Source organism: Sphingomonas gilva (assembly GCF_003515075.1).
GTDB lineage: Bacteria > Pseudomonadota > Alphaproteobacteria > Sphingomonadales > Sphingomonadaceae > Sphingomonas > Sphingomonas gilva.
Genome location: NZ_QWLV01000003.1, coordinates 154,966 through 173,250, shown reverse-complemented (window position 1 = coordinate 173,250; position 18,285 = coordinate 154,966). Strand labels below are relative to the sequence as shown.

Annotated in this window: 19 protein-coding genes and 1 tRNA gene; 9 read left to right on the top strand and 11 right to left on the bottom strand. The window is 69.2% G+C overall.

What is annotated here, in order from left to right; genetic code table 11:
* Positions 1-9 precede the first annotated feature (9 nt).
* The 3 genes from D1610_RS09380 to D1610_RS09370 are packed head-to-tail and all read left to right on the top strand — an operon-like array spanning position 10 to position 1,711.
* On the top strand, positions 10-591 hold the full coding sequence (locus tag D1610_RS09380) for an SCO family protein (protein ID WP_245942089.1): 582 nt from the start codon (positions 10-12) through the stop codon (positions 589-591).
* Positions 579-1,022, top strand: coding sequence for a YcgN family cysteine cluster protein (locus D1610_RS09375; protein ID WP_118863909.1), 444 nt, complete (start codon positions 579-581; stop codon positions 1,020-1,022). Before D1610_RS09380 ends, D1610_RS09375 begins: the two co-directional genes overlap by 13 nt.
* Positions 1,019-1,711, top strand: coding sequence for a M48 family metallopeptidase (locus D1610_RS09370; protein ID WP_342768330.1), 693 nt, complete (start codon positions 1,019-1,021; stop codon positions 1,709-1,711). Before D1610_RS09375 ends, D1610_RS09370 begins: the two co-directional genes overlap by 4 nt.
* On the opposite strand, the gene D1610_RS09365 is transcribed toward D1610_RS09370, so the two are convergent.
* The 5 genes from D1610_RS09365 to D1610_RS09345 all read right to left on the bottom strand — a co-directional run bounded on the left by D1610_RS09365 (position 1,681) and on the right by D1610_RS09345 (position 7,119).
* The gene (locus D1610_RS09365; protein WP_245942087.1) at positions 1,681-3,774 is read right to left on the bottom strand and encodes a transglycosylase domain-containing protein; all 2,094 of its coding nucleotides are present in this window, start codon (positions 3,772-3,774) and stop codon (positions 1,681-1,683) included. The two genes, D1610_RS09370 and D1610_RS09365, sit on opposite strands and share 31 nt — an antisense overlap.
* Positions 3,775-3,883: 109 nt before the next feature.
* Positions 3,884-4,282, bottom strand: a complete 399-nt coding sequence (gene msrB, locus D1610_RS09360) for a peptide-methionine (R)-S-oxide reductase MsrB (protein WP_118863907.1) — start codon at positions 4,280-4,282, stop codon at positions 3,884-3,886.
* 31 nt (positions 4,283-4,313) lie between these two features.
* Positions 4,314-5,384: an NAD(P)/FAD-dependent oxidoreductase gene (locus D1610_RS09355; RefSeq protein WP_118863906.1), complete on the bottom strand. Its 1,071-nt coding sequence runs from the start codon at positions 5,382-5,384 to the stop codon at positions 4,314-4,316.
* Positions 5,372-6,061, bottom strand: coding sequence for a methyltransferase domain-containing protein (locus tag D1610_RS09350; RefSeq protein ID WP_118863905.1), 690 nt, complete (start codon positions 6,059-6,061; stop codon positions 5,372-5,374). The genes D1610_RS09355 and D1610_RS09350 overlap by 13 nt, the downstream gene beginning before the upstream one ends.
* Positions 6,058-7,119, bottom strand: coding sequence for a type III polyketide synthase (locus D1610_RS09345; RefSeq protein WP_118863904.1), 1,062 nt, complete (start codon positions 7,117-7,119; stop codon positions 6,058-6,060). Before D1610_RS09345 ends, D1610_RS09350 begins: the two co-directional genes overlap by 4 nt.
* A 110-nt stretch (positions 7,120-7,229) precedes the next feature.
* On the opposite strand from D1610_RS09345, the gene D1610_RS09340 reads away from it, so the two are divergent.
* The 4 genes from D1610_RS09340 to D1610_RS09325 all read left to right on the top strand — a co-directional run bounded on the left by D1610_RS09340 (position 7,230) and on the right by D1610_RS09325 (position 12,057).
* Complete coding sequence (locus tag D1610_RS09340; protein WP_118863903.1) at positions 7,230-7,748, top strand: DUF4402 domain-containing protein; 519 nt, start codon at positions 7,230-7,232, stop codon at positions 7,746-7,748.
* A 134-nt stretch (positions 7,749-7,882) separates the two neighbouring features.
* Entirely contained in the window at positions 7,883-8,362 is a 480-nt protein-coding gene (locus D1610_RS09335) for a DUF4402 domain-containing protein (RefSeq protein ID WP_118863902.1), read from the top strand.
* A 161-nt stretch (positions 8,363-8,523) separates the two neighbouring features.
* Positions 8,524-9,345 (top strand): fimbrial biogenesis chaperone, encoded by an 822-nt coding sequence (locus D1610_RS09330; RefSeq protein WP_245942085.1) that lies wholly within the window; start codon positions 8,524-8,526, stop codon positions 9,343-9,345.
* 30 nt (positions 9,346-9,375) lie between these two features.
* Positions 9,376-12,057 (top strand): carboxypeptidase-like regulatory domain-containing protein, encoded by a 2,682-nt coding sequence (locus D1610_RS09325; RefSeq protein WP_147414305.1) that lies wholly within the window; start codon positions 9,376-9,378, stop codon positions 12,055-12,057.
* Positions 12,058-12,109: 52 nt separating this feature from the next.
* Here the strand turns inward: D1610_RS09325 and D1610_RS09320 are convergent.
* Positions 12,110-12,196, bottom strand: a tRNA-Leu gene (locus D1610_RS09320).
* A 168-nt stretch (positions 12,197-12,364) separates the two neighbouring features.
* Between D1610_RS09320 and D1610_RS09315 the strand changes: the two genes are divergently transcribed.
* A complete protein-coding gene (locus D1610_RS09315) occupies positions 12,365-12,595 on the top strand; it encodes a hypothetical protein (protein WP_222926982.1) in 231 nt (76 codons plus the stop codon).
* A gap of 10 nt (positions 12,596-12,605) precedes the next feature.
* On the opposite strand, the gene D1610_RS09310 is transcribed toward D1610_RS09315, so the two are convergent.
* From D1610_RS09310 to D1610_RS09295, 4 genes are read right to left on the bottom strand one after another with little or no spacing between them, the layout of a single operon-like run.
* Complete coding sequence (locus D1610_RS09310) at positions 12,606-13,187, bottom strand: ABC-type transport auxiliary lipoprotein family protein (protein WP_118864054.1); 582 nt, start codon at positions 13,185-13,187, stop codon at positions 12,606-12,608.
* Positions 13,188-13,201: 14 nt separating this feature from the next.
* Positions 13,202-14,146: an MlaD family protein gene (locus D1610_RS09305; RefSeq protein WP_118863898.1), complete on the bottom strand. Its 945-nt coding sequence runs from the start codon at positions 14,144-14,146 to the stop codon at positions 13,202-13,204.
* A gap of 7 nt (positions 14,147-14,153) precedes the next feature.
* Positions 14,154-14,948, bottom strand: a complete 795-nt coding sequence (locus D1610_RS09300; protein ID WP_245942083.1) for an ABC transporter ATP-binding protein — start codon at positions 14,946-14,948, stop codon at positions 14,154-14,156.
* Positions 14,948-16,057, bottom strand: a complete 1,110-nt coding sequence (locus tag D1610_RS09295) for an MlaE family ABC transporter permease (protein WP_118864053.1) — start codon at positions 16,055-16,057, stop codon at positions 14,948-14,950. The genes D1610_RS09300 and D1610_RS09295 overlap by 1 nt, the downstream gene beginning before the upstream one ends.
* 63 nt (positions 16,058-16,120) lie before the next feature.
* Between D1610_RS09295 and D1610_RS09290 the strand changes: the two genes are divergently transcribed.
* The gene (locus D1610_RS09290; protein ID WP_245942081.1) at positions 16,121-16,792 is read left to right on the top strand and encodes an HAD family hydrolase; all 672 of its coding nucleotides are present in this window, start codon (positions 16,121-16,123) and stop codon (positions 16,790-16,792) included.
* A gap of 130 nt (positions 16,793-16,922) precedes the next feature.
* On the opposite strand, the gene D1610_RS09285 is transcribed toward D1610_RS09290, so the two are convergent.
* Positions 16,923-18,248: a cystathionine gamma-synthase family protein gene (locus D1610_RS09285; protein ID WP_245942079.1), complete on the bottom strand. Its 1,326-nt coding sequence runs from the start codon at positions 18,246-18,248 to the stop codon at positions 16,923-16,925.
* Positions 18,249-18,285 lie beyond the last annotated feature (37 nt).

The window sequence follows — 18,285 nt, the reverse complement described above, 5'->3', positions numbered from 1 at the left end:
AACCGAAGCATGTTTTTCGCCCTTGCGCTGCTCGCCGGCGCCTGTTCTCCGCAGGCGGGCAACGATCAGCAGGCCGCGGCGGGCCCGCTCGCCGGGGCGCGCATCGGCGGCCCGTTCAGCCTCGTCGACCAGGACGGCCGGCGCGTCACCGACAAGGACTTCGCCGGCAAATACCGCATCGTCTATTTCGGCTACAGCTATTGTCCGGACGTCTGCCCCGTCGACCTGCAAAAGCTGATGCAGGGATTGCGCCTGTTCGAACGCGAGAATCCGGCGGCGGCTCAGAAGGTCCAGCCCCTCTTCATCACCGTCGATCCGGTGCGCGACACGCCGGCGGCGCTCAAGACCTATGTCGCCGCCTTCCACCCGCGGCTGGTCGGCCTGACCGGCAGCGAGGCGGAGGTCGCCGCCGCGGCCAAGGCCTATGCGGTCTATTACCGCAAGGCGGAGAATGAAGGCGCCAGCGAATATCTGATGGACCACAGCCGCCAGACCTATCTGATGGGGCCGGACGGCAAGCCGATCGCGCTCTTGCCCCAGGACGAAAGCCCCGAGGCGGTGGCGGCGGAGCTGGCGCGATGGGTGCGCTGACCGGAAAATTCTGGGAGGACCTGCCGCTCGACCGGCTCGACCGCGCGCAGTGGGAGGCGCTGTGCGACGGCTGCGGCAAATGCTGCGTCCACAAGCTGGAGGATGACGAGACGGGTGAGCTGCATCCGACCAACGTCGCCTGCAAGCTGCTCGACCGGCGCAGCGGGCAATGTGCGGACTACCGCCACCGGCGCGCCTTCGTCCCCGAATGCGTCCGGCTGACGCCGCGGCTGGTGCGCGAGATCGAATGGCTGCCCGCGACCTGCGCCTATCGCTTGCGCGGCGACGGCAAGCCGCTCCCTGACTGGCATTATCTGGTGTGCGGCGATCGCGACGCGGTGCACCGCGCGGGCCAGTCGGTGCGCGGCTGGACCGTGTCGGAAAGCGACGTGGTCGATTTCGAGCACCATCTGGTCGAACGCGAGCTGTGATCCAGATCGCCGGCCTGGCGGTGACGGTGCGGCGCCATCCGCGTTCGCGCCGCGCCAGGCTCGCCTTCGACATGCGGTCGGGGACGCTGCGATTGAGCCTGCCGCCGCGCGCCTCGCTCGACCGCGCGATCGCCTGGGCGCGAACGCAGGAGGGCTGGGTCGAGGCGCAGAGCCGGCGAATGCCGCCCGCGCTGCCGCTGGCCGATGGCGTGGCGATCCCCTTCTGCGACGGAACGCTGACGCTGCGTCACGATCCGTCGCGGAAGCGCGGCGTGCTGCGCAAGGGCGACGTGCTGCACATCGGCGGCGCGCCCGATCGGCTGGCCGCGGCTACGCTCCGCTGGCTGCGCGCCGAAGCGTTGCGGCTGCTGTCGGCCGAGACCGCCGAGTTCGCCGCGCGCGCGGGCGTCCGCGTCACGCGCGTGTCCGTGGGCGATCCCAAGTCACGCTGGGGCAGCTGCGCCGCCTCGGGCGCGATCCGCTACAGCTGGCGCCTGATCCTGACGCCCGCGCATGTCCGCCGCGCGACCGTCGCGCACGAAGTGGCGCACCGGGTGCATATGGATCACTCGCCGCGCTTCCATGCGCTGGTGGCGGAGATCGCCGATGGCGACCCAAAGGCCGCGCGCGCCTGGCTGGCGCGGCACGGCGCGGCGATTCAGGGGATCGGCGTGGGCGCCGGCTCCTGATCGCGGCGCGGGGCGATGCGGCGCTCCTCGGCAGGTTGCTCCTGCAGCGGTTGACGGCCCGGCGGTTGGCGCACCGGCCGGTCCAGCATGCGGTCGATCCATTCCTGGTCCATCCGCTCCGGCGCGACGACATCCTCGCCGTCCTCGGGCGCCGTCACCGGCGGCGGACCGTCGAAGCCGGGCTCGAACTGGATCGGGTTGCCGTCCTCGTCGACAAAGTCGCCGCCCGGATAGCCGCCGGCATAATTGCCCGGATCGGGCTCGCCGAAATAGGCTTCCTCGTCGGGCTCGAGCTGCCATTCGGGCAGCGTCACCTGCGTGTCGAAGGTCTCGACGGGGCGCTTGGCGACCGCGACTTCCATGAAATCGTGGAAGGCGCGCGCCGGCGCGCGGCCGCCCTGCAGTCCGCCGACCGCGCGCGCGTCGTCGCGCCCCATCCACACGCCGGTGGTGATGCCGCTCGAAAAGCCCAGGAACCAGCCGTCCTTGTTCGACGAGGTGGTGCCGGTCTTTCCCGCCACCGGCCGGCCGATCTGCGCCGCCGCGCCGGTTCCGGTCGCGACTGCGGTCTGCAGCAGGTCGGTCATCTGCGCGGCGACATAGGGCGCGACCAGCACGCGCGAGGTGTCGACCTCATGCTCGTAGAGCACCCGGTCGCCTACGGTCGTCACCTTCTTGATGCCGAACGGCGTCACCGCGACGCCCTTCGCCGCGACCGAGGCGAAGGCCCGCGTCATGTCGATCAACCGCACGTCGCTGGTGCCGAGCACCATCGAGGGATGCGTGTTGACCGGCGTCGTGATGCCGAAGCGGCGCGCCATGTCCGCGACGGTGCCGAAGCCGACCTCCTGCCCCAGCTTGGCCGCGATCGTGTTGAGCGAATAGGCGAACGCCGTCCGGATATTGACCTGGCCGGAAAACCGGCCGGAGCTGTTGCGCGGGCTCCAGCCGCCGATCGTCACCGGTTCGTCGACCACCGCGTCGTCGGGCGTGATCCCGGCTTCGAGCGCGGCGAGATAGACGAACAGCTTGAATGCCGATCCCGGCTGGCGCACCGCCTGCGTCGCGCGGTTGTAGATCGAGGCGACATAATCCTTGCCCCCGACCATCGCGCGCACCGCGCCGCCCCGATCGAGCGCGACCAGCGCGCCTTGCGTCCCGCGCGGGGTGTTGGCGCGGATCGCGCGATCGGCGGCGCGCTGCATGTTCAGATCGAGCGTGGTGTAGACGTTGATCGGCTGCGTCGTCTCGTCGATCAATATGTCGAGCTGGGGCAGCGCCCAGTCGGTGAAATAGCGCACGCTGTTCTGCCGCGGATCGGTGACCAGCTCGACCGACTGCGGATCGGCCGCGGCGGCTTCGGCGGCGGTGATCTTGCCGGCCTCGCGCATCGTCTGGATGACGACGCCCGCGCGGCCGATCGCGGCTTCGGCATCGGCGGTGGGCGAGTAGTTCGACGGCGCCTTGACGAGCCCGGCGATCACCGCGGCTTCGGCCAGGCTCAGCTCTGCCGCCGAATGGCCGTAGAACTTGCGCGCCGCCGCGTCGATTCCATAGGCGCCGCCGCCGAAATAGACCTTGTTCAGATAGAGTTCGAGGATCTGGTCCTTGGTGAACTTGCGCTCCATCGCCAGCGCCAGGATCATCTCGCGCGCCTTGCGGGCGAAGGTGCGGTTGTTCGACAGGAAGATGTTGCGCGCCAGCTGCTGGGTGATGGTCGATCCGCCCTGCGTCCAGCGGCCGGTATCCCAGCGGACCTTGAACGATCGCGCGACGCCGATGGGATCGACGCCCAGATGGCTGCGGAAGCGGCGATCCTCGACCGAGACCATCGCGTCGCGCATCACCTGCGGGATCTGGTTGAAGCTCAGCCATTCGCCATAGCTCGGGCCCAGCGACACGAGCAGCGTGCCATCGTCCGAGAAGACGCGGATCATCTGGCCGTTGGGGGAGGATTTGAGCTCCTCATAGCTCGGCAGCGAGGATTTGGCGACATAGACCGCGGTGACCAGCGCGATCAGCCCGAGCACCGCAAGGCCGATGCCGATGCGCAGCGAGATCATGAAGGCACGGCGCCAGGGGCCTTTCTGGGGTCGGGAACGCGCGGCGGGCATGGACGGCTCGGGATTAGACATGAACGCGCAGAGCTACAAGGCATTGCGCCTTAATGGTTCATTGCTCGCGCGGTCTGAAGTCCAGGCTGAGGCTGTTCATGCAATAGCGCAAACCCGTTGGCGGCGGGCCGTCGGGGAAGACATGGCCGAGATGGCTGTCACACCGCGCGCAGAGCGATTCGGTGCGCACCATGCCGTGGCTGACGTCGCGCTTTTCCGCCACCGCCTGCGGATCGATCGGCTGGGTGAAGCTGGGCCATCCCGATCCCGAATCATATTTGTCCTCGGAATCGAACAGCGGCAGGCCGCACGCGCCGCAAAGATAAAGCCCATCGGTCTTGTTGGCGTTGTACTTGCCGGCGAAGGCGCGCTCGGTGCCCGCCTCGCGCAGCACATGATAGGCTTCGGGCGAAAGCGCGGCGCGCCATTCGGCCTCGCTCTTGATGATCTTCTCCATGCTCCGAAGATGGGGAGGAGCGGTAGTTGCGTCAATCATGGCGGACGCGCGTGGCGCGCGCGATCAGATCGGCGGCGCCGGGGATGCCCGCCAGCCGGACCAGCCAGGGCGCGAGCAAGGGCATCTGCGCGGCCGATCCGATCAGCGACGCGACGCCGATCGGCCGCCCGAGCGCCCGCCCCATCGCCGCCTGATAGTGCGTCGCGCCATGCACGCCGTGGCCGAGCCATAAATCTGCCGCCCGCACGCCCGAGGCGATGGCGATCCCCATGCCCTCGCCCGCGAGGCTGGGGATCACCCCGGCCTGGTCGCCGAGGCGGAAGATGCCCGGCATCGCCGCGCGGGCGCGCCAGCCATAGGGGACATGTGCCACCGCGTCGGGCGTTCCCCTTCGACGGCAGGCCATCCGTTCGCCGAGGTGCGGCAGCCGCGCGAGCGCGCCCAGCAGCGCCTCCGGCCCGCCCGCCTCGTCGAGCCGCGACTTGCGCACGGCCATGCACAGATTGGCGCTGCCGTCCTCATGCCGCACCAGCCCGGCATAGCCGCGGTCGAACAGGTGCAGCTCGATCGCATCGCCGATCAGCCGGTCGAGCGTGGGATGCGGCCCCAGGCGGACGCGAAGCCCGATGGCGGGATCGGAGCCCGCCGCTTCCCGGGGGCGGGCGAGCCCGCGCAGCTCGTGCTTTCCCGTCGCGAGGAACAGGCCGTCCGGCGCCCATTCGTCCGCATCGACGCGAATGAAGCCTTCCGCCCATCCGCGCGCGGCGGCGCCGCGCTCCACCCGCGCGCCCGCGCGCGCCGCCGCCTCGATCATCAGCCGGTCGAGCCGCAGCCGCGAGATTCCCATCGCCGGCGCCGGCAGCGGACGTTCGGCGACCGTCTCACCGGCGAACAGCCGCAGCCGGCGCACGGGCGCGCCGTCCAGCTCGCCGATCCCCAGCCGGGCCAGACCGTCCAGCGTGCGCCAGCTGAGGAATCCGCCGCACAGCGCGTCGCCGGGCTCGCGCGTCCGTTCGATCAGCAGCGGGCGAATGCCCCAGCGCGCCAGCCGGATCGCCGCGGCGGAGCCCGCCGGGCCGCCGCCGACGATCAGCGGACCCATGTCACGCACAGCCGGAACGGGAAGTTGCGCGCGACGGTCGCACCCTCGATGCCCGCCTCGGCGAGGATCGGCGGCCATTCATCGGGACGATAGCTCCGCGCGATCGACAGCGTGCCGTCGGCGCGGACGATGGGGTGCCAGCGCATCAGCCGCGCGAGCAGCTGAAAGCCCGCATGCGCGAAGCCGTGGCGGTGGAGATCGTTGACCAGCCAGCCGATCCGCGCCTCGCGGTCCATGAAGCGCAGGAAAGCGATCAGCTGGTCATGCGTCATGTGATGCGCGACGAGGCTGCTGACGACGATGTCCCATTCCTGACCGGCGAGATCGGCATAGTCGCCGGTGCGATAGGCGATCGCCAGCTCCGCGGGCGTATCGGCTTCCGCCACCGCCGCGCTGCGCGGGTTGAGGTCGATCCCGACCAGATCGGCGGCGACTCCGCGCGCCTGCGCCCAGCGCGCGATCCGCCGCAGCATGTCGCCGTCGCCGAAGCCGACGTCGAGCAGCCGAAAGCGGCGCCGGTCGCCCACGGCGCGCTTCAGAAAATCCAGCGTCGGCCGCGCGGCCAGCGTCGTCCGGTTGACCCGCGCCAGGTCGCGCAGCACGGCTGCATAGATGTGCGCGTCGAGCGCAGGGTCGTCCATCCGCTCCTCGGCATGGGCGCGGACCGCGAGGCTCATCGCGCGCTCCGGAAGGCGAAGCCCTCGGCGGCGAGCCCCGGCCCGAACGCCATCGCGACGCCGCTCCGCACCGCCGGGCCTTCGAGCATCCGCGCAAGCACGAACATCAGGGTCGCCGAAGACATGTTGCCGAACGCTTCGAGCACCGCGCGCGAATCGGACAATGCGTCATGCGCCAAGCCCAGGCCCCTTTCGACCGAATCGAGGATCGACCGCCCGCCGGCATGCACCGCCCAGCCGTCGATATCGGTTATCGGCGCCCCGCCGGTCATCGTCTCGGCCAGCGCCGGATCGGCCAGCGCATGCGCGATCCGCGCCGGAACCTCCCCCGACAGATGCATTGCGAAACCATGGTCGCCGATCGTCCAGGTGATCAGCGCATCCGATTCGGGCAGCGTCGCGGCGAAGGGCGCGTCGATCGCGAATCCGGTCTGCTCGGCGGTCACCAGCGCCGCGGCGGCGCCGTCGCCGAACTGCAGCATCGCCAGCAGCGCTTCGATCTCGGGCGTGTCGGTCAGGTGCAGGCTCGACAGCTCGACCGTCACCACCAGCACGCGCGCCGCGGGGTCCGATCGGACGATGTGGCGCGCGCTCCTGAGCGCGGCGACCGCGGCGTAGCAGCCCATGAAGCCGACCAGCAGCCGCTCGACCGATCCCGGCAAGCCCATCCTCGCGGCGATGATCTGATCGATTCCCGGCGCGACGAAACCCGTGCAGCTGGCGACGACCAGATGGGTGATCCCCGAAAGCCCGGCGCGTCCGGCGAGATCCTCGATCGCCGCCATCGCCAGCGCCGGGGCGTGCTCGGCATAGAGCGCCATCCGCGCCGCCGTCCCCGGCAGCGCACCGGCGTAGAAGCCGCCCGGCGCGACCGGCGACACATCCTTGGGCAGCACCGACCAGCGATGCGCGATGCCCGATCGCGCCGCCATGCGATCGAACAGCGCACGTGCGCGCGAATCCGTCACCTGCTCGCGCGCCCAGGCGATGAAGCCGTGGTGGATGTCGTGATCGGGCACCGCGGTGCCTATGGCGTTGATGCAGGCTTGGGCGGGCACGCGGGACCTTTCTGACAATCGACATGTAACGCATCGCCCGCCCGCTATGTCCGTGCGGAGCCCTCGGTAGGGTTAACGCATTGTTGAAGCCCTGGCGCTAGGGCGATCGCATGGGTTCGCGCATTCTCCTTGCCGCCATGCTGGCTTTGGCCGGTCCCGCGACCGCGCGGGCGCAGTGCCAGCTCTGCCCGGCGGGCGGCGACAGCGCGCCCGCGGCGATCGGCGATGCGCTGTTTCCCTTGAGGGTGACGGTCGAAACCGAGCTCGATTTCAGCCGCATGGTCATTGCCTCCAATGCGTCGGGCAGCGCGACGCTCGATCCGCGCTCCGGCGCGCGCACGGTGTCGGGCGGGCTGAGCGCGCTAGGCGGGATACCCGTGCGCGGCACGGTGCGCGTCACCGGGCGGCCGCTTCGCCGGCTGCGGGTGTCGATGCCGGCGGAGGTGGAGCTCACCGCGCCCGGCGGCGGCGCCGCGCGGCTGGTCGATCTCAGGACCGATCTGCCCGGCGCGCCGCGGCTCGGCATCCTCGGCACGGTCGAATTCCGGTTCGGCGGCACGCTGCGCGTGCCTGCGGGCGAGGCGGGCGACTATCGCGGCCGCATCCCGATCGAGGTCGATTACGAATGACCGCGCCGCACGATCGCTAACGCCGCGTTTACCATGCCCGCACACGATATCTGAACAGCCGGGGGCGCAGAGGGCATGCTGCAGATGGCGGTGGGGACTTCCATCTGCGGGCAAATGAAGTGGGGACCAGACACATGATCAATCGTTTCTCGAAGGCCGTGCTCGTGCTCGGCACGCTGGCGCTGGGCGCCGGTGCGGCGAACGCCGCCTCGACCACCGCCACCGCGAAGGCCAAGATCCTGCAGCAGGTGACGGTGACCAACACCTCCGACCTCGATTTCGGCACGATCGTGACCGGCGCGGCCGCCTCGACCGTCGCGGTGTCTTCGACCGGTACGCGCACCTGCGGCGCCGGCCTGACCTGCTCGGGCACGACCACGGCGGCGAATTTCAACGTCACCGGGACGATCGGCCAGACGGTCACGATCTCGACCACCAACGCCTCGCTCACCTCGGGCGCCAACTCGATGTCGAGCACGCTCGCGCCGTCTTCGGGCACGCTGCTGCTCGACGGCAGCGACAGCTTCACCGTCGGCGGCACGCTCAACGTCGCCGCCAACCAGGCCGACGGCAACTATGCCGGCCAGTTCACGGTGACGGTGAACTACCAGTAAGCCGAAGCGTAACCCGGACAGCGAAAGGCCCGTCGGCGATCCCGGCGGGCCTTTTCTTTTGTCCTCGCCGCGATGGTTAGCGGAATATCAACCTTGTCCGGCGAGGGTGGCGCCAAGGGCTGGTCGTGGGGACCTCTGGCCCGGTGGTGGGGACCATTCACATGCTATTTTCCATGGCGCGCTTCGTGCGCGCGGCCATGCTCGCTTCTGCGGCGGCCGCCGCGCCGGTGCTGGCGCAGGGCGATCTTCTGGTGGCGCCGACGCGCGTCGTGCTCGACGGGGAGCGCGGGACCGAGGTCATCCTCAACAATATCGGCAACGAGACCGCGGTGTACCGCGTCAGCTTGGAAGTGCGCCGCATGACCGCCGACGGCAAGCTCGACGAGATCGCCGAGGCCGAGGCGAGCGAGGCGGAGAAGGCGGCGCTGGCGATGATCAGCTACGCGCCGCGCCGGGTCGAGCTCGCGCCCAACCAGCCGCAGGCGATCCGCATCGGCGTGCGCGCGCCCGAAGGGCTGCCCGACGGCGAATACCGCGTCCACATGCTGTTCCGCGCGATTCCCGACGCGAAGGCGCCGAGCGCTGGCGACGCGCCGGCCACGGGCGTGTCGATCGCGCTCACGCCGATCTACGGCGTCACCATTCCGGTGATCGTCCGTCAGGGCAGCCTGCGCGCGACCGCGAGCATCGCCGGCGCCCAGCTGGTCGATACGCCGGAGGGGCGCGGCTTCTCGCTCGATCTGACGCGCGAGGGGATGCGCTCGACCTATGGCGAGATCCGCGTGCTCAAGCCCGGCGAGGCCAAGCCCGCGCTGCAGGCGCGCGGCATCGCCGTCTATCCCGAAGTTGCGCGGCGCAACTTGACGCTGCCGATTCCCGAGGAGGTGGCGGCGAAGCTCGCCGGCCCGGCGACGGTGCAATATCTCGAAGACGGCGAGGAGGGCGGCCGAGTGATCGCCGAAGCCAAGGTGGTGCTGCGCTAGAGAGGCGGAGCCGACTGCGGGCGCGGCGCGATGCGGCGTTTTCCCATCATCCTCAAATGCCTCGGTGTGGCGGCGCTGCTGATGAGCGCCGTCATGCCGCCATCGGTGCGCGCGGCGCCGCAACCCGGCGGCTGGACCGCCAATGACGACGATGCGCTGCTGCTCGACGTGCGCCTGGGCAAATACCGCCTGGGCGACGGCGTGCGCGGCTATGTCACGCCCGAAGGCGCCTGTGTCGATCTCGCCGACACGGTGATGGCGCTCGACCTTCCCATCCGGATCGACAGGAAAGCCGGCCGCGTTACCGGCTGGGCCTTTGCCGAAGCGCAGACGATCGTCGTCGACCGCGCGGCGCGAACCGAACAAATCATGAACGATCGTCGCGATCTTGATTCGGCGGCGGTGCGCGACACCCCCGAGGGCTGGTGCGTCGACACGCGCGCGCTGGCCCGCTGGCTGGGCGTCTCGCTGATCCCTGACCTGTCCAACGCGATCCTCAAGGTCGAATCGGAGACCAAGCTGCCGCTGGAGCTGCAGATGGAGCGACGCGCGCGCGCGGCGTCGATGCGGCCCGCGGCGACGTTCGACCTGAAGTCGCTGCCGCAGGCGAGCGCGCCCTATCGCGCCTGGCGCACGCCGTCGGTCGATGTCGTCGCCTCGATCGGCGGGCTGAGCGACCGGCGCGGCGGCATGCGCGAGCTCAACGCGAGCTACGAGCTGTTCGCGACGGGCGAGATCGCCAGGACCTCGGTCGAGGCGCGGCTCGCCTCCGACCGCAAGGGCAGGCCCGCATCGCTCCGGATGCGCGCCTATCGCACCGATCCCGAAGGCAAGCTGCCGCTCGGCGCGACCACGATCGCCGCGGGCGACGTCACCGCCATGGCGTCACCGATCGTGTCGTCGGGCGCGATCGGCCGCGGCGCGCTGATCAGCAACCGTCCGGTCGACCGGCCCGACACCTTCGACCGCACCAGCTTTCGCGGCGAGCTGCCCGCCGGCTGGGACGCCGAGCTCTACCGCAACGGCCAGCTCCTCGCCTTCGCGAGGGACCGCAGCGACGGCCGCTACGAATTCCTCCAGGTGCCGCTGCTCTACGGCCAGAACCGCTTCGAGATCGTGCTCTACGGTCCGCAGGGGCAGGTCCGGCGTGACTATCGCACCGTGCCCGTCGGGCTCGATTCGATCCCGCCGGGCAAGACCTGGTTCTGGGCGGGCGCGGTCGACGAGAATCGCGATCTCGTCAGCCTCGATGCCGATCCGTTCAACGCGGAGCGCTTCGGCTGGCGCGGCGCCTTCGGCCTGGAGCGCGGGCTCGATGCGAAGACCGCGATCGCCGGCAGCGTGCAGAGCCTGGTGATCGAGGGTAATCGTTTCAATTACCTCGAAGCCTCGTTGCGTCGCGCGATCGGCCCTTCGCTCGCCGAGCTGACGCTGTCGGGCTCCGACAGCGGCGGCCGCGCCGCGCGGCTGGCGGTGCTCGGCGAGTTCGGCCGCACCTATCTCACCGCCGAATCGATCCTCGCGCGCGATTTCGGCTCCGATCGGGTCGATCCGGGGGTCACCGGCCTGCACAGCCTGTCGCTCGATCACAGTTTCACGCTCGGCCGGACGATCCTGCCGGTGCATGTCGAGGGACGCTACGTCACGCGCGCCTCCGGGGTCTCGACCTTCGATCTCGGCGCGCGCGTCTCGACGACGGTTCGCGGGATATCGGTGACCGCGCTGGTCGATCGCCAGCGCCAGATCGTCCGTCACGGCCTGTCGCCGCCCGACCGGACAGAGGCAGCGCTCCTGTTCAACGGCCGCGCCGGCCGCATGCGGCTGCGCGGCGAGCTGCGCTACCGCCTGTCGCCCGAAAGCCGCTTCGAAAGCGCCAATCTGATCGGCGAATGGGGGGGCGGCGGCGATGCCGACTGGCGCGCCGAACTGGGCTATGACGCATCATTGTCGCGCGGCCGTGCCGGCGTTGGATATATTCGTAATTTCAACCACTTCGCATTGACCGCGAGCGCCGAGGCGGCGACCGACGGCTCGCTTGCGGCAGGCCTCAACCTCGCCTTCAGCCTCGGCCCCGATCCGGCGGGAAGCGGCATCCGCGTCACCCACCGGAAGCTCGCCGCGCAGGGCCAGGCGTTGGTCCGGGTCTATCGCGACGCCAATGGCGACGGCGTGCGCCAGGCGGGCGAACCGCTCGAGAAGAATGTCCAGCTCGCCGCCGGGCGGGTGCCGGTCGATTCGCTCACCGATGCGGGCGGCCGCGCGATCGTCGACGGCCTACAGCCGTTCGAGCCGGTGCTGATCGGCGTGGACGCCTCGTCGCTCGCCGATCCGATGGTTCAGCCCGCCACGCCCGGCATGGTCGTGACGCCGCGTCCCGGCGTGGCCATCGCGGTCGATCTGCCGCTGGTCGCCGCGGGAGAGATCGACGGCACGCTGGTCAAGGCGGGCGGCGGCGCGATCCAGGGGATCGATCTGGAGCTGGTCGACATGGAAGGGCGCGTCGTCCGGGTGACGCGCAGCGAGTTCGACGGCTTCTTCCTGTTCGAAGGCGTGCCCTATGGCGGCTATCTGGTGCGCATCGCCGCCTTGTCGGCCGAAGCGGCGCGGCTGACGCCCGTGATTGGCGCGCGCGCCAGCGTCGGCGCGAAGACGCCCAGCGTCCATCTCGGCGCGGTCGCCGCCGATCCGCTGGTGCGCACGGCGTCGAACTGAAGGGGTGAGAGTCGCGCCAGACGACTCCCTGTCGTCCGGCGCGGCTTGTCTCTGGTGCGGTCGAGAAGACTCGAACTTCCACGGGCTTTCGCCCACAACGACCTCAACGTTGCGCGTCTACCAGTTCCGCCACGACCGCACGCGAGAGAACCGCCCGCCGGGTTCCCGGCGGCTGGCAGGCGCCGGCCCCTAGCAAAGCCGCAAGGCCGGCGCAACAGCCCGATTTTCCGTCCCGTTCTGGTAAAGAAATCGTTTAACCACTTAATGCGGTCGCCAACGCGCCGTTATGGGCGTTGTGTCGCATGCGATGGACCCCACGCTGTTGCCCCTGCCCTTGCAGCTGCTGGCAAGCGCGCCGCAGGATGCCGAGCCGCCGGCGACGCCCCGCGTCACGGCGGTCGCGGTAGCGCGGGCGCGGATCATATCCGCCGCGCGCGTGTCGTTGAGCCGCGAGCAGCCCGTCCGCGCGGATGATCGGCCCCGCCGCGAACGGCGTATCGTCCGCGCCGACGGCCGCGTGGAGATCCAGTTCGAATAGTGCGAACCGGCTAGCCGCCGATCCAGCCCGCCACCTCGACCGCGACCTGATTCGCCGCCTCGTTGAGCGCCGGCCCGACGCTGGCGGCGTCGATCGCCCCCACCGGCACGCGCGCCTCGAACCGGCGTTTCTCGACCTGGCCCTCGCCGCGCGCCAGCGCCGCGTCGTAGATCACCACCGCCGAGCTCGACGCGGCGTCCATGCCGAACTGGCGGAGCTCGCCGGTCAGCCTTGTGCCCGGATTGAGCGTGAACTGGCCGGGATCGAGCACGATCCGCCCGGTGCGCGCGGTGATCGTGTCCGACAGCAGCCGCGCGAACAGCCGCGCCGGCGGCTCGACCCATTGCGCATTCTTCACATAGGCGATCGACGTCGGCGTCGCCTGCACCGGCACGCGGTTGGTCGAGATTTCCTGCGGCACGACCGGCACGGTGATGGTGATCGAGCTCGCCGCGCTGCTCGTCTGGCTCTGCCCGGCGGCGACGGGGCTCGCCGGATCGAGCGTCAGCAGCGAGGGCGGCGGCTCGGCGCCGAAGCTCAGGCATCCGGCCAGCGGCAGGACGAGGAGGGTGGCCAGCAGCGGCTTCTTCATGAAATTCGGCCCCTTCACTTGGGTTCGTAATCGGGCAGCTTCTGGCTGCCCACCACCGATCCGACGCCGCCGCGATCGACCTTTTCGGCGACCGACGCCAGCGCATCGGACATCCGCCTCAAGTCGCGCACCAGCAGGCCGACCTCGGGGATGGTCTGCTTGGAGAAGGCCTGCAGGCCCGGCCGCGCATCGCCGATCGCCGCCTCCAGCGTCTCCGCGCTCTTCTGCGCCGAGGCGATCGCGGTGTTGAGGTTCTGCATCGCCGGCCGAACATCCTCGCCGATCAGGGTGTTGGTCGTCGCGGCGAGCTTGCCCATCTCCTCGGCGGCGTTGCCCGCCTGCTCGATCGCGATGCGCGTCTGGGCGAGCGTCGCGGCGATCTCCGGCCCGCGATCCGCGAGCGCGTCGGTCAGCCGGTTGGTGTTGTCGAGGATACCGGCGATCGACGCCTGGTTGCGGTCGGACAAGAGCTCGGTCAGCCGCTCGGTCAGCGTCGTCAGCCGTTCGAGCAGCTGCGGCGCGGAGGAGAGGATCGCGCCGAGCCCGCCGGTGCGCGTCGGGATCACCGGCACGCCCGCCGGTCCGCGATCGGCGATCGGCGGGGCGCCCTTCACCGCGCCGTCCAGCGAGACCTGGCTGACGCCGGTGAAGCCGATGCCCTCGATCGCCGCCGTGGTGCCCTGCAGCACCGGCGTCTCCTCCTTGATCTTGATCCGCACGCGGACGAACTGCGGATCGCGCGGCCACAGCGCGATCTCCTCGACCTGGCCCGACGGCACGCCCGAGAAATTGACCGGCGATCCCTTGGCGAGGCCGTCGACAGCTTCCTTGAAGAAGATGTCGTACTGCTTCTCGGCGCCGCCGCCCAGCCGCGCCAGCCAGACGGTGAACAGCGCGAGCACCGCGAGCAGGATCAGGACGACGCTGCCGACCAGCACATGGTTCGAACGGGTTTCCATCAGCTCTTCATCCCTTGGCCTGTTCGCGCGTCACCGATGCGGTCGCCGCGCGCCCCCTGGGCCCGTTGAAATATTCCTGGATCCATGGATGGTCCAACGCCAGCAGCTCGTCGATGGTGCCGACCGCGATCACCTTCCTGTCGGCCAGCACCGCGACCCGGTCGCAGATCGCATAGAGCGAATCGAGGTCGTGGGTGATCAGGAACACCGTCAGCCCCAGCGTCTTCTGCAGGCTGAGCGTCAGCTCGTCGAACGCCGCCGCGCCGATCGGATCGAGCCCGGCGGTGGGCTCGTCGAGGAAGAGCAGCTCGGGATCGAGCGCCAGCGCGCGCGCAAGGCCGGCGCGCTTCTTCATGCCGCCCGAAAGCTCGGCCGGATATTTGGGACCGGCATCGGGCGGAAGGCCGGTCATCACCACCTTGTAGGCGGCGATCTCGTCGAGCAGCGCCTGGTTCAGCCCGGGATAGAATTCGCGCAAGGGAACCTGGACATTCTCGGCCACGGTCAGCGTCGAGAACAGCGCGCCGCCCTGGAAGAGTATGCCCCAGCGCTTGCGGATGTCGATCGTCTCGGTCTCTTCCTTGTCGACCGTATCCTCGCCGAACACGGTGATCTCGCCAGCGTCGGGGGTCTGCAGGCCGATGATCGACCGCATCAGCACCGATTTGCCGGTGCCCGATCCGCCGACCACGCCGATGACCTCGCCCTTCATCACGTCAAGGTCGAGATCCTCGTGCACCACCTGCTCGCCGAAGCTGTTCTTGAGCCCGCGGACGCGGATGATCGGTTCGCCGCGCTTCATCAGTCCCATCCGATGAAGGTGAAGAACACCGCGAAGAACGCGTCGAGGACGATGACGAGGAAGATCGCCTGCACCACCGCCGACGTCGTCCGGCTGCCGACCTGCTCGGCGTCCGATTCCACCTGCATCCCCTGATAGCAGCCGGACATGGCGATGATCGCGCCGAACACCGGCGCCTTGATCAGCCCGATATAGAGATCGGTGATCGGCACCACCTCGCGAATGCGCTGGATGAAGGTGATCGGCGGGATATCCAGCTGGATCCAGCACAACAGCCCGCCGCCGATCACCGCGATCAGTGAGGCGTAGAAACCGAGCAGCGGCATCATGATCACCGCCGCCAGCACGCGCGGCACCACCAGCGCCTCCATCGGGGAGACGCCGATGGTGCGCATCGCGTCGATCTCCTCGGTCAGCTTCATCGTCCCGATCTGCGCGGCGAAGGCGGAGCCCGATCGGCCGGCGACCATGATCGCGGTCATCAGCACGCCCAGCTCGCGGAAGGTGATCCGCCCGACCAGGTTGATGGTGAAGGTCTCGAAGCCGAACTGCGCCAGCTGCACCGCGCCTTGCTGGGCGATGACCAGGCCGATCAGGAAGCTCATCAGCCCTATGATGCCGAGCGCGGAGACGCCGACCACCTCGAAACGCTGAACCACTGCGTTCAGCCGGAAGCGATGGGGATGGCGGATGACGTTGGCGAAGGCGATCAGCGTCGCGCCGAAAAAGCCGAGCAATCCGGCGAGCGTCTTCAACGCGACGATCGTCGCCTCGCCGATCTCGCCGAGCACGCGGGTGAAGGCGGGGGTGCGGTCGGGCCGCATCCTGACCGGCTGGTCGGCGGCCTCGACCTGATCGAGCAGATGCTGCGCGTCGGGATCTAGGCCCTCGACCTTCGCCCCGCTGTCGCGCGCGAAGCGGTGGATCACCCAGGCGCCGATCGTGTCGATATGGTCGATGCCCGAAAGGTCGAGCCGGTCGACCCGCGCCTCGACCGCCTCCAGCCGCTGCGGCACATCGCCGATATAGGCCAGCGACAGGCAGCCGGTGAAGCGCAGCGTGGTGGCGCCACCTTCGTCTATCTGGCTGAAATCGGCGGGTGCGACCATCGCGTTCATGGTTGGCGCATAATCGCTGGATCGGCAAGTCGTTCCGGGGTTAGGGGCGGGGTCGTGCACAAGCTCGCCATCTACGACATGGACAAGACGATCACGCGGGTTCCCACCTGGGTGCCGTTCCTGGCCTATTGCATGAAGCGGCGCGCGCGGTGGCGCATCGTGTTCATACCGGTCGCGATCGCCGCGAGCATCGCATTCTGGCTGAAGCTGATCGATCGCGCGCGGCTGAAGGAGATCAGCCACCATTGGCTGCTGGGCAAGCATCTCAAGCCGTCGAGCCTGTCCCCGCTCGTCGAGGGGTTCGCGCGGCACACGATGGAGACCAACGTGCTCGCCGCCGCTTGCGATCGCATCGCGGCGGACAAGGCGGAGGGCTACCGCCTGGTCCTCGCCACCGCGTCCAACCGGATGTACGCGGCGGCGATCGCCGAGCAGCTCGGCTTCGACGATTGCGTCGCGACCAACTCGATCATCGGTCTCGACGACCGTGTCCATGCCACGATCGACGGCAGCAATTGCTACGGCCCGGCCAAGCTGGACATGGTCAAGGCCTGGATGGCGGCCGCCGGGCTGGACCGGGCGGAAGCGCATATCCGCTTCTATTCGGACCATCCGAGCGACCGGCCCGCCTTCGAATGGGCCGACGAAGCCTACCCCGCCAACCCCAGCCTCAAGCTGCGCGCGCTCGCGGCGGAAAAAGGCTGGCCGCTGCTGGATTGGCGGTAATCCTTCGATACGTCCTTCGATACGCGCCCTCGACAAGCTCGGTCGCTACTCAGGATGAGCGGGAACGGAGAATGATCGCTCATCCTGAGTAGCCGCTGAGCCTGTCGAAGCGGCGTATCGAAGGACCGCCTCAAACCATCTCCAGCGCCTGCTCGAAATCGGCGATCAGGTCGTCGGCGTCCTCGACGCCGATCGAGATACGCACCAGATTGTCGGTGATGGCGAGCGCCTGCTTGCGGGCGTCCGGCACCGAAAGATGCGTCATCCCCGCCGGATGGCTCGCCAGCGTCTCGGTGCCGCCCAGCGACACGGCGAGCTTGGCGATCTTGAGCGCGTCGAGAAAGGCGAACGCCTCCTTCTCGCCGCCCTTCAGGTAGAGCGAGAAGGTCGATCCCGCGCCGGTGCAGTGGCGCTGGTAGATGTCCGCCTGGCGATCATCCTTGAGGAATCCGAGATAGCCGACCTTCTCCACCTTGGGATGGCTGCGGAGGAATTCGCACACCCTGGCGGCGTTCTCGCCCGCGCGCGTCATGCGCAATTCGAGCGTCTCGAGGCTCCGCAAGAGCATCCAGGCGGTGTTGGGATCGCATATCGTGCCGATCGTGTTCCGCATCGCGCGGATCACATCCATATGCTTCTTGGTGCCGAGCACACCGCCCGCGACCAGGTCCGAATGGCCGCCGGCATATTTGGTCAGCGAATAGACGACGATGTCGGCGCCGTGCTTCAAGGGCTTGTGCCACAGCGGGCCGAGAAAGGTGTTGTCGATCGCGATCGGCGGCTTCTCGGGATTCTCGGCGCCGAACACCGCGTCGCGCGCCGCCGCCACCGCCTCGACATCGACCAGCGCGTTGGTCGGGTTTGCCGGGCTTTCGAGATAGATCAGCGGCACCCGGCCGGTATTGGCCTTCGTCATCACCGCATCGATCTCCTCGCGCGTCGCGCCCGCGGGAAAATCAAGCCAGTGGACGCCGAAGCGCCCCAGCACGCGCGCGATCAGCGTCTCGGTCGCGGCGTAGAGCGGCCCCGAATGGACGATGGTGTCGCCCGGCCGGACCATCGCCAGGAACAGCGTCGCGATCGCCGACATGCCGCTCGAAAAGGCGAGTGCGTCCTCGGCATCCTCCCAAACCCCCAGCCGGTCCTCCAGTATCTCCTGGTTGGGCCCGTTGAAGCGCGAATAGACAAGGCCCTCGGCGCCGCCCGGCCGCTTGCCGGTGACGCCCTCGAAATGCCGCTTGCCCGCGGCCGCGTTGGGGAAGACGAAGGTCGAGGTGAGGAAGATCGGCGGTTTGAGCGATCCTTCGGACAGCACCGGATCGAAGCCGTGCCCCATCATCAGCGTCGACGGCTTCAGCTTGCGCCCGCCGATCCTGTCGACATCGGGCTTGGGCTTGCGCCGGGGGGTGGTGCCGGACAGCTCGGCTTCGGTGGGGTTGATCGTTTCCTTGGCCAACGGGCCTCTCCTGATAGCGTGATGGGAGGGGTCTAGC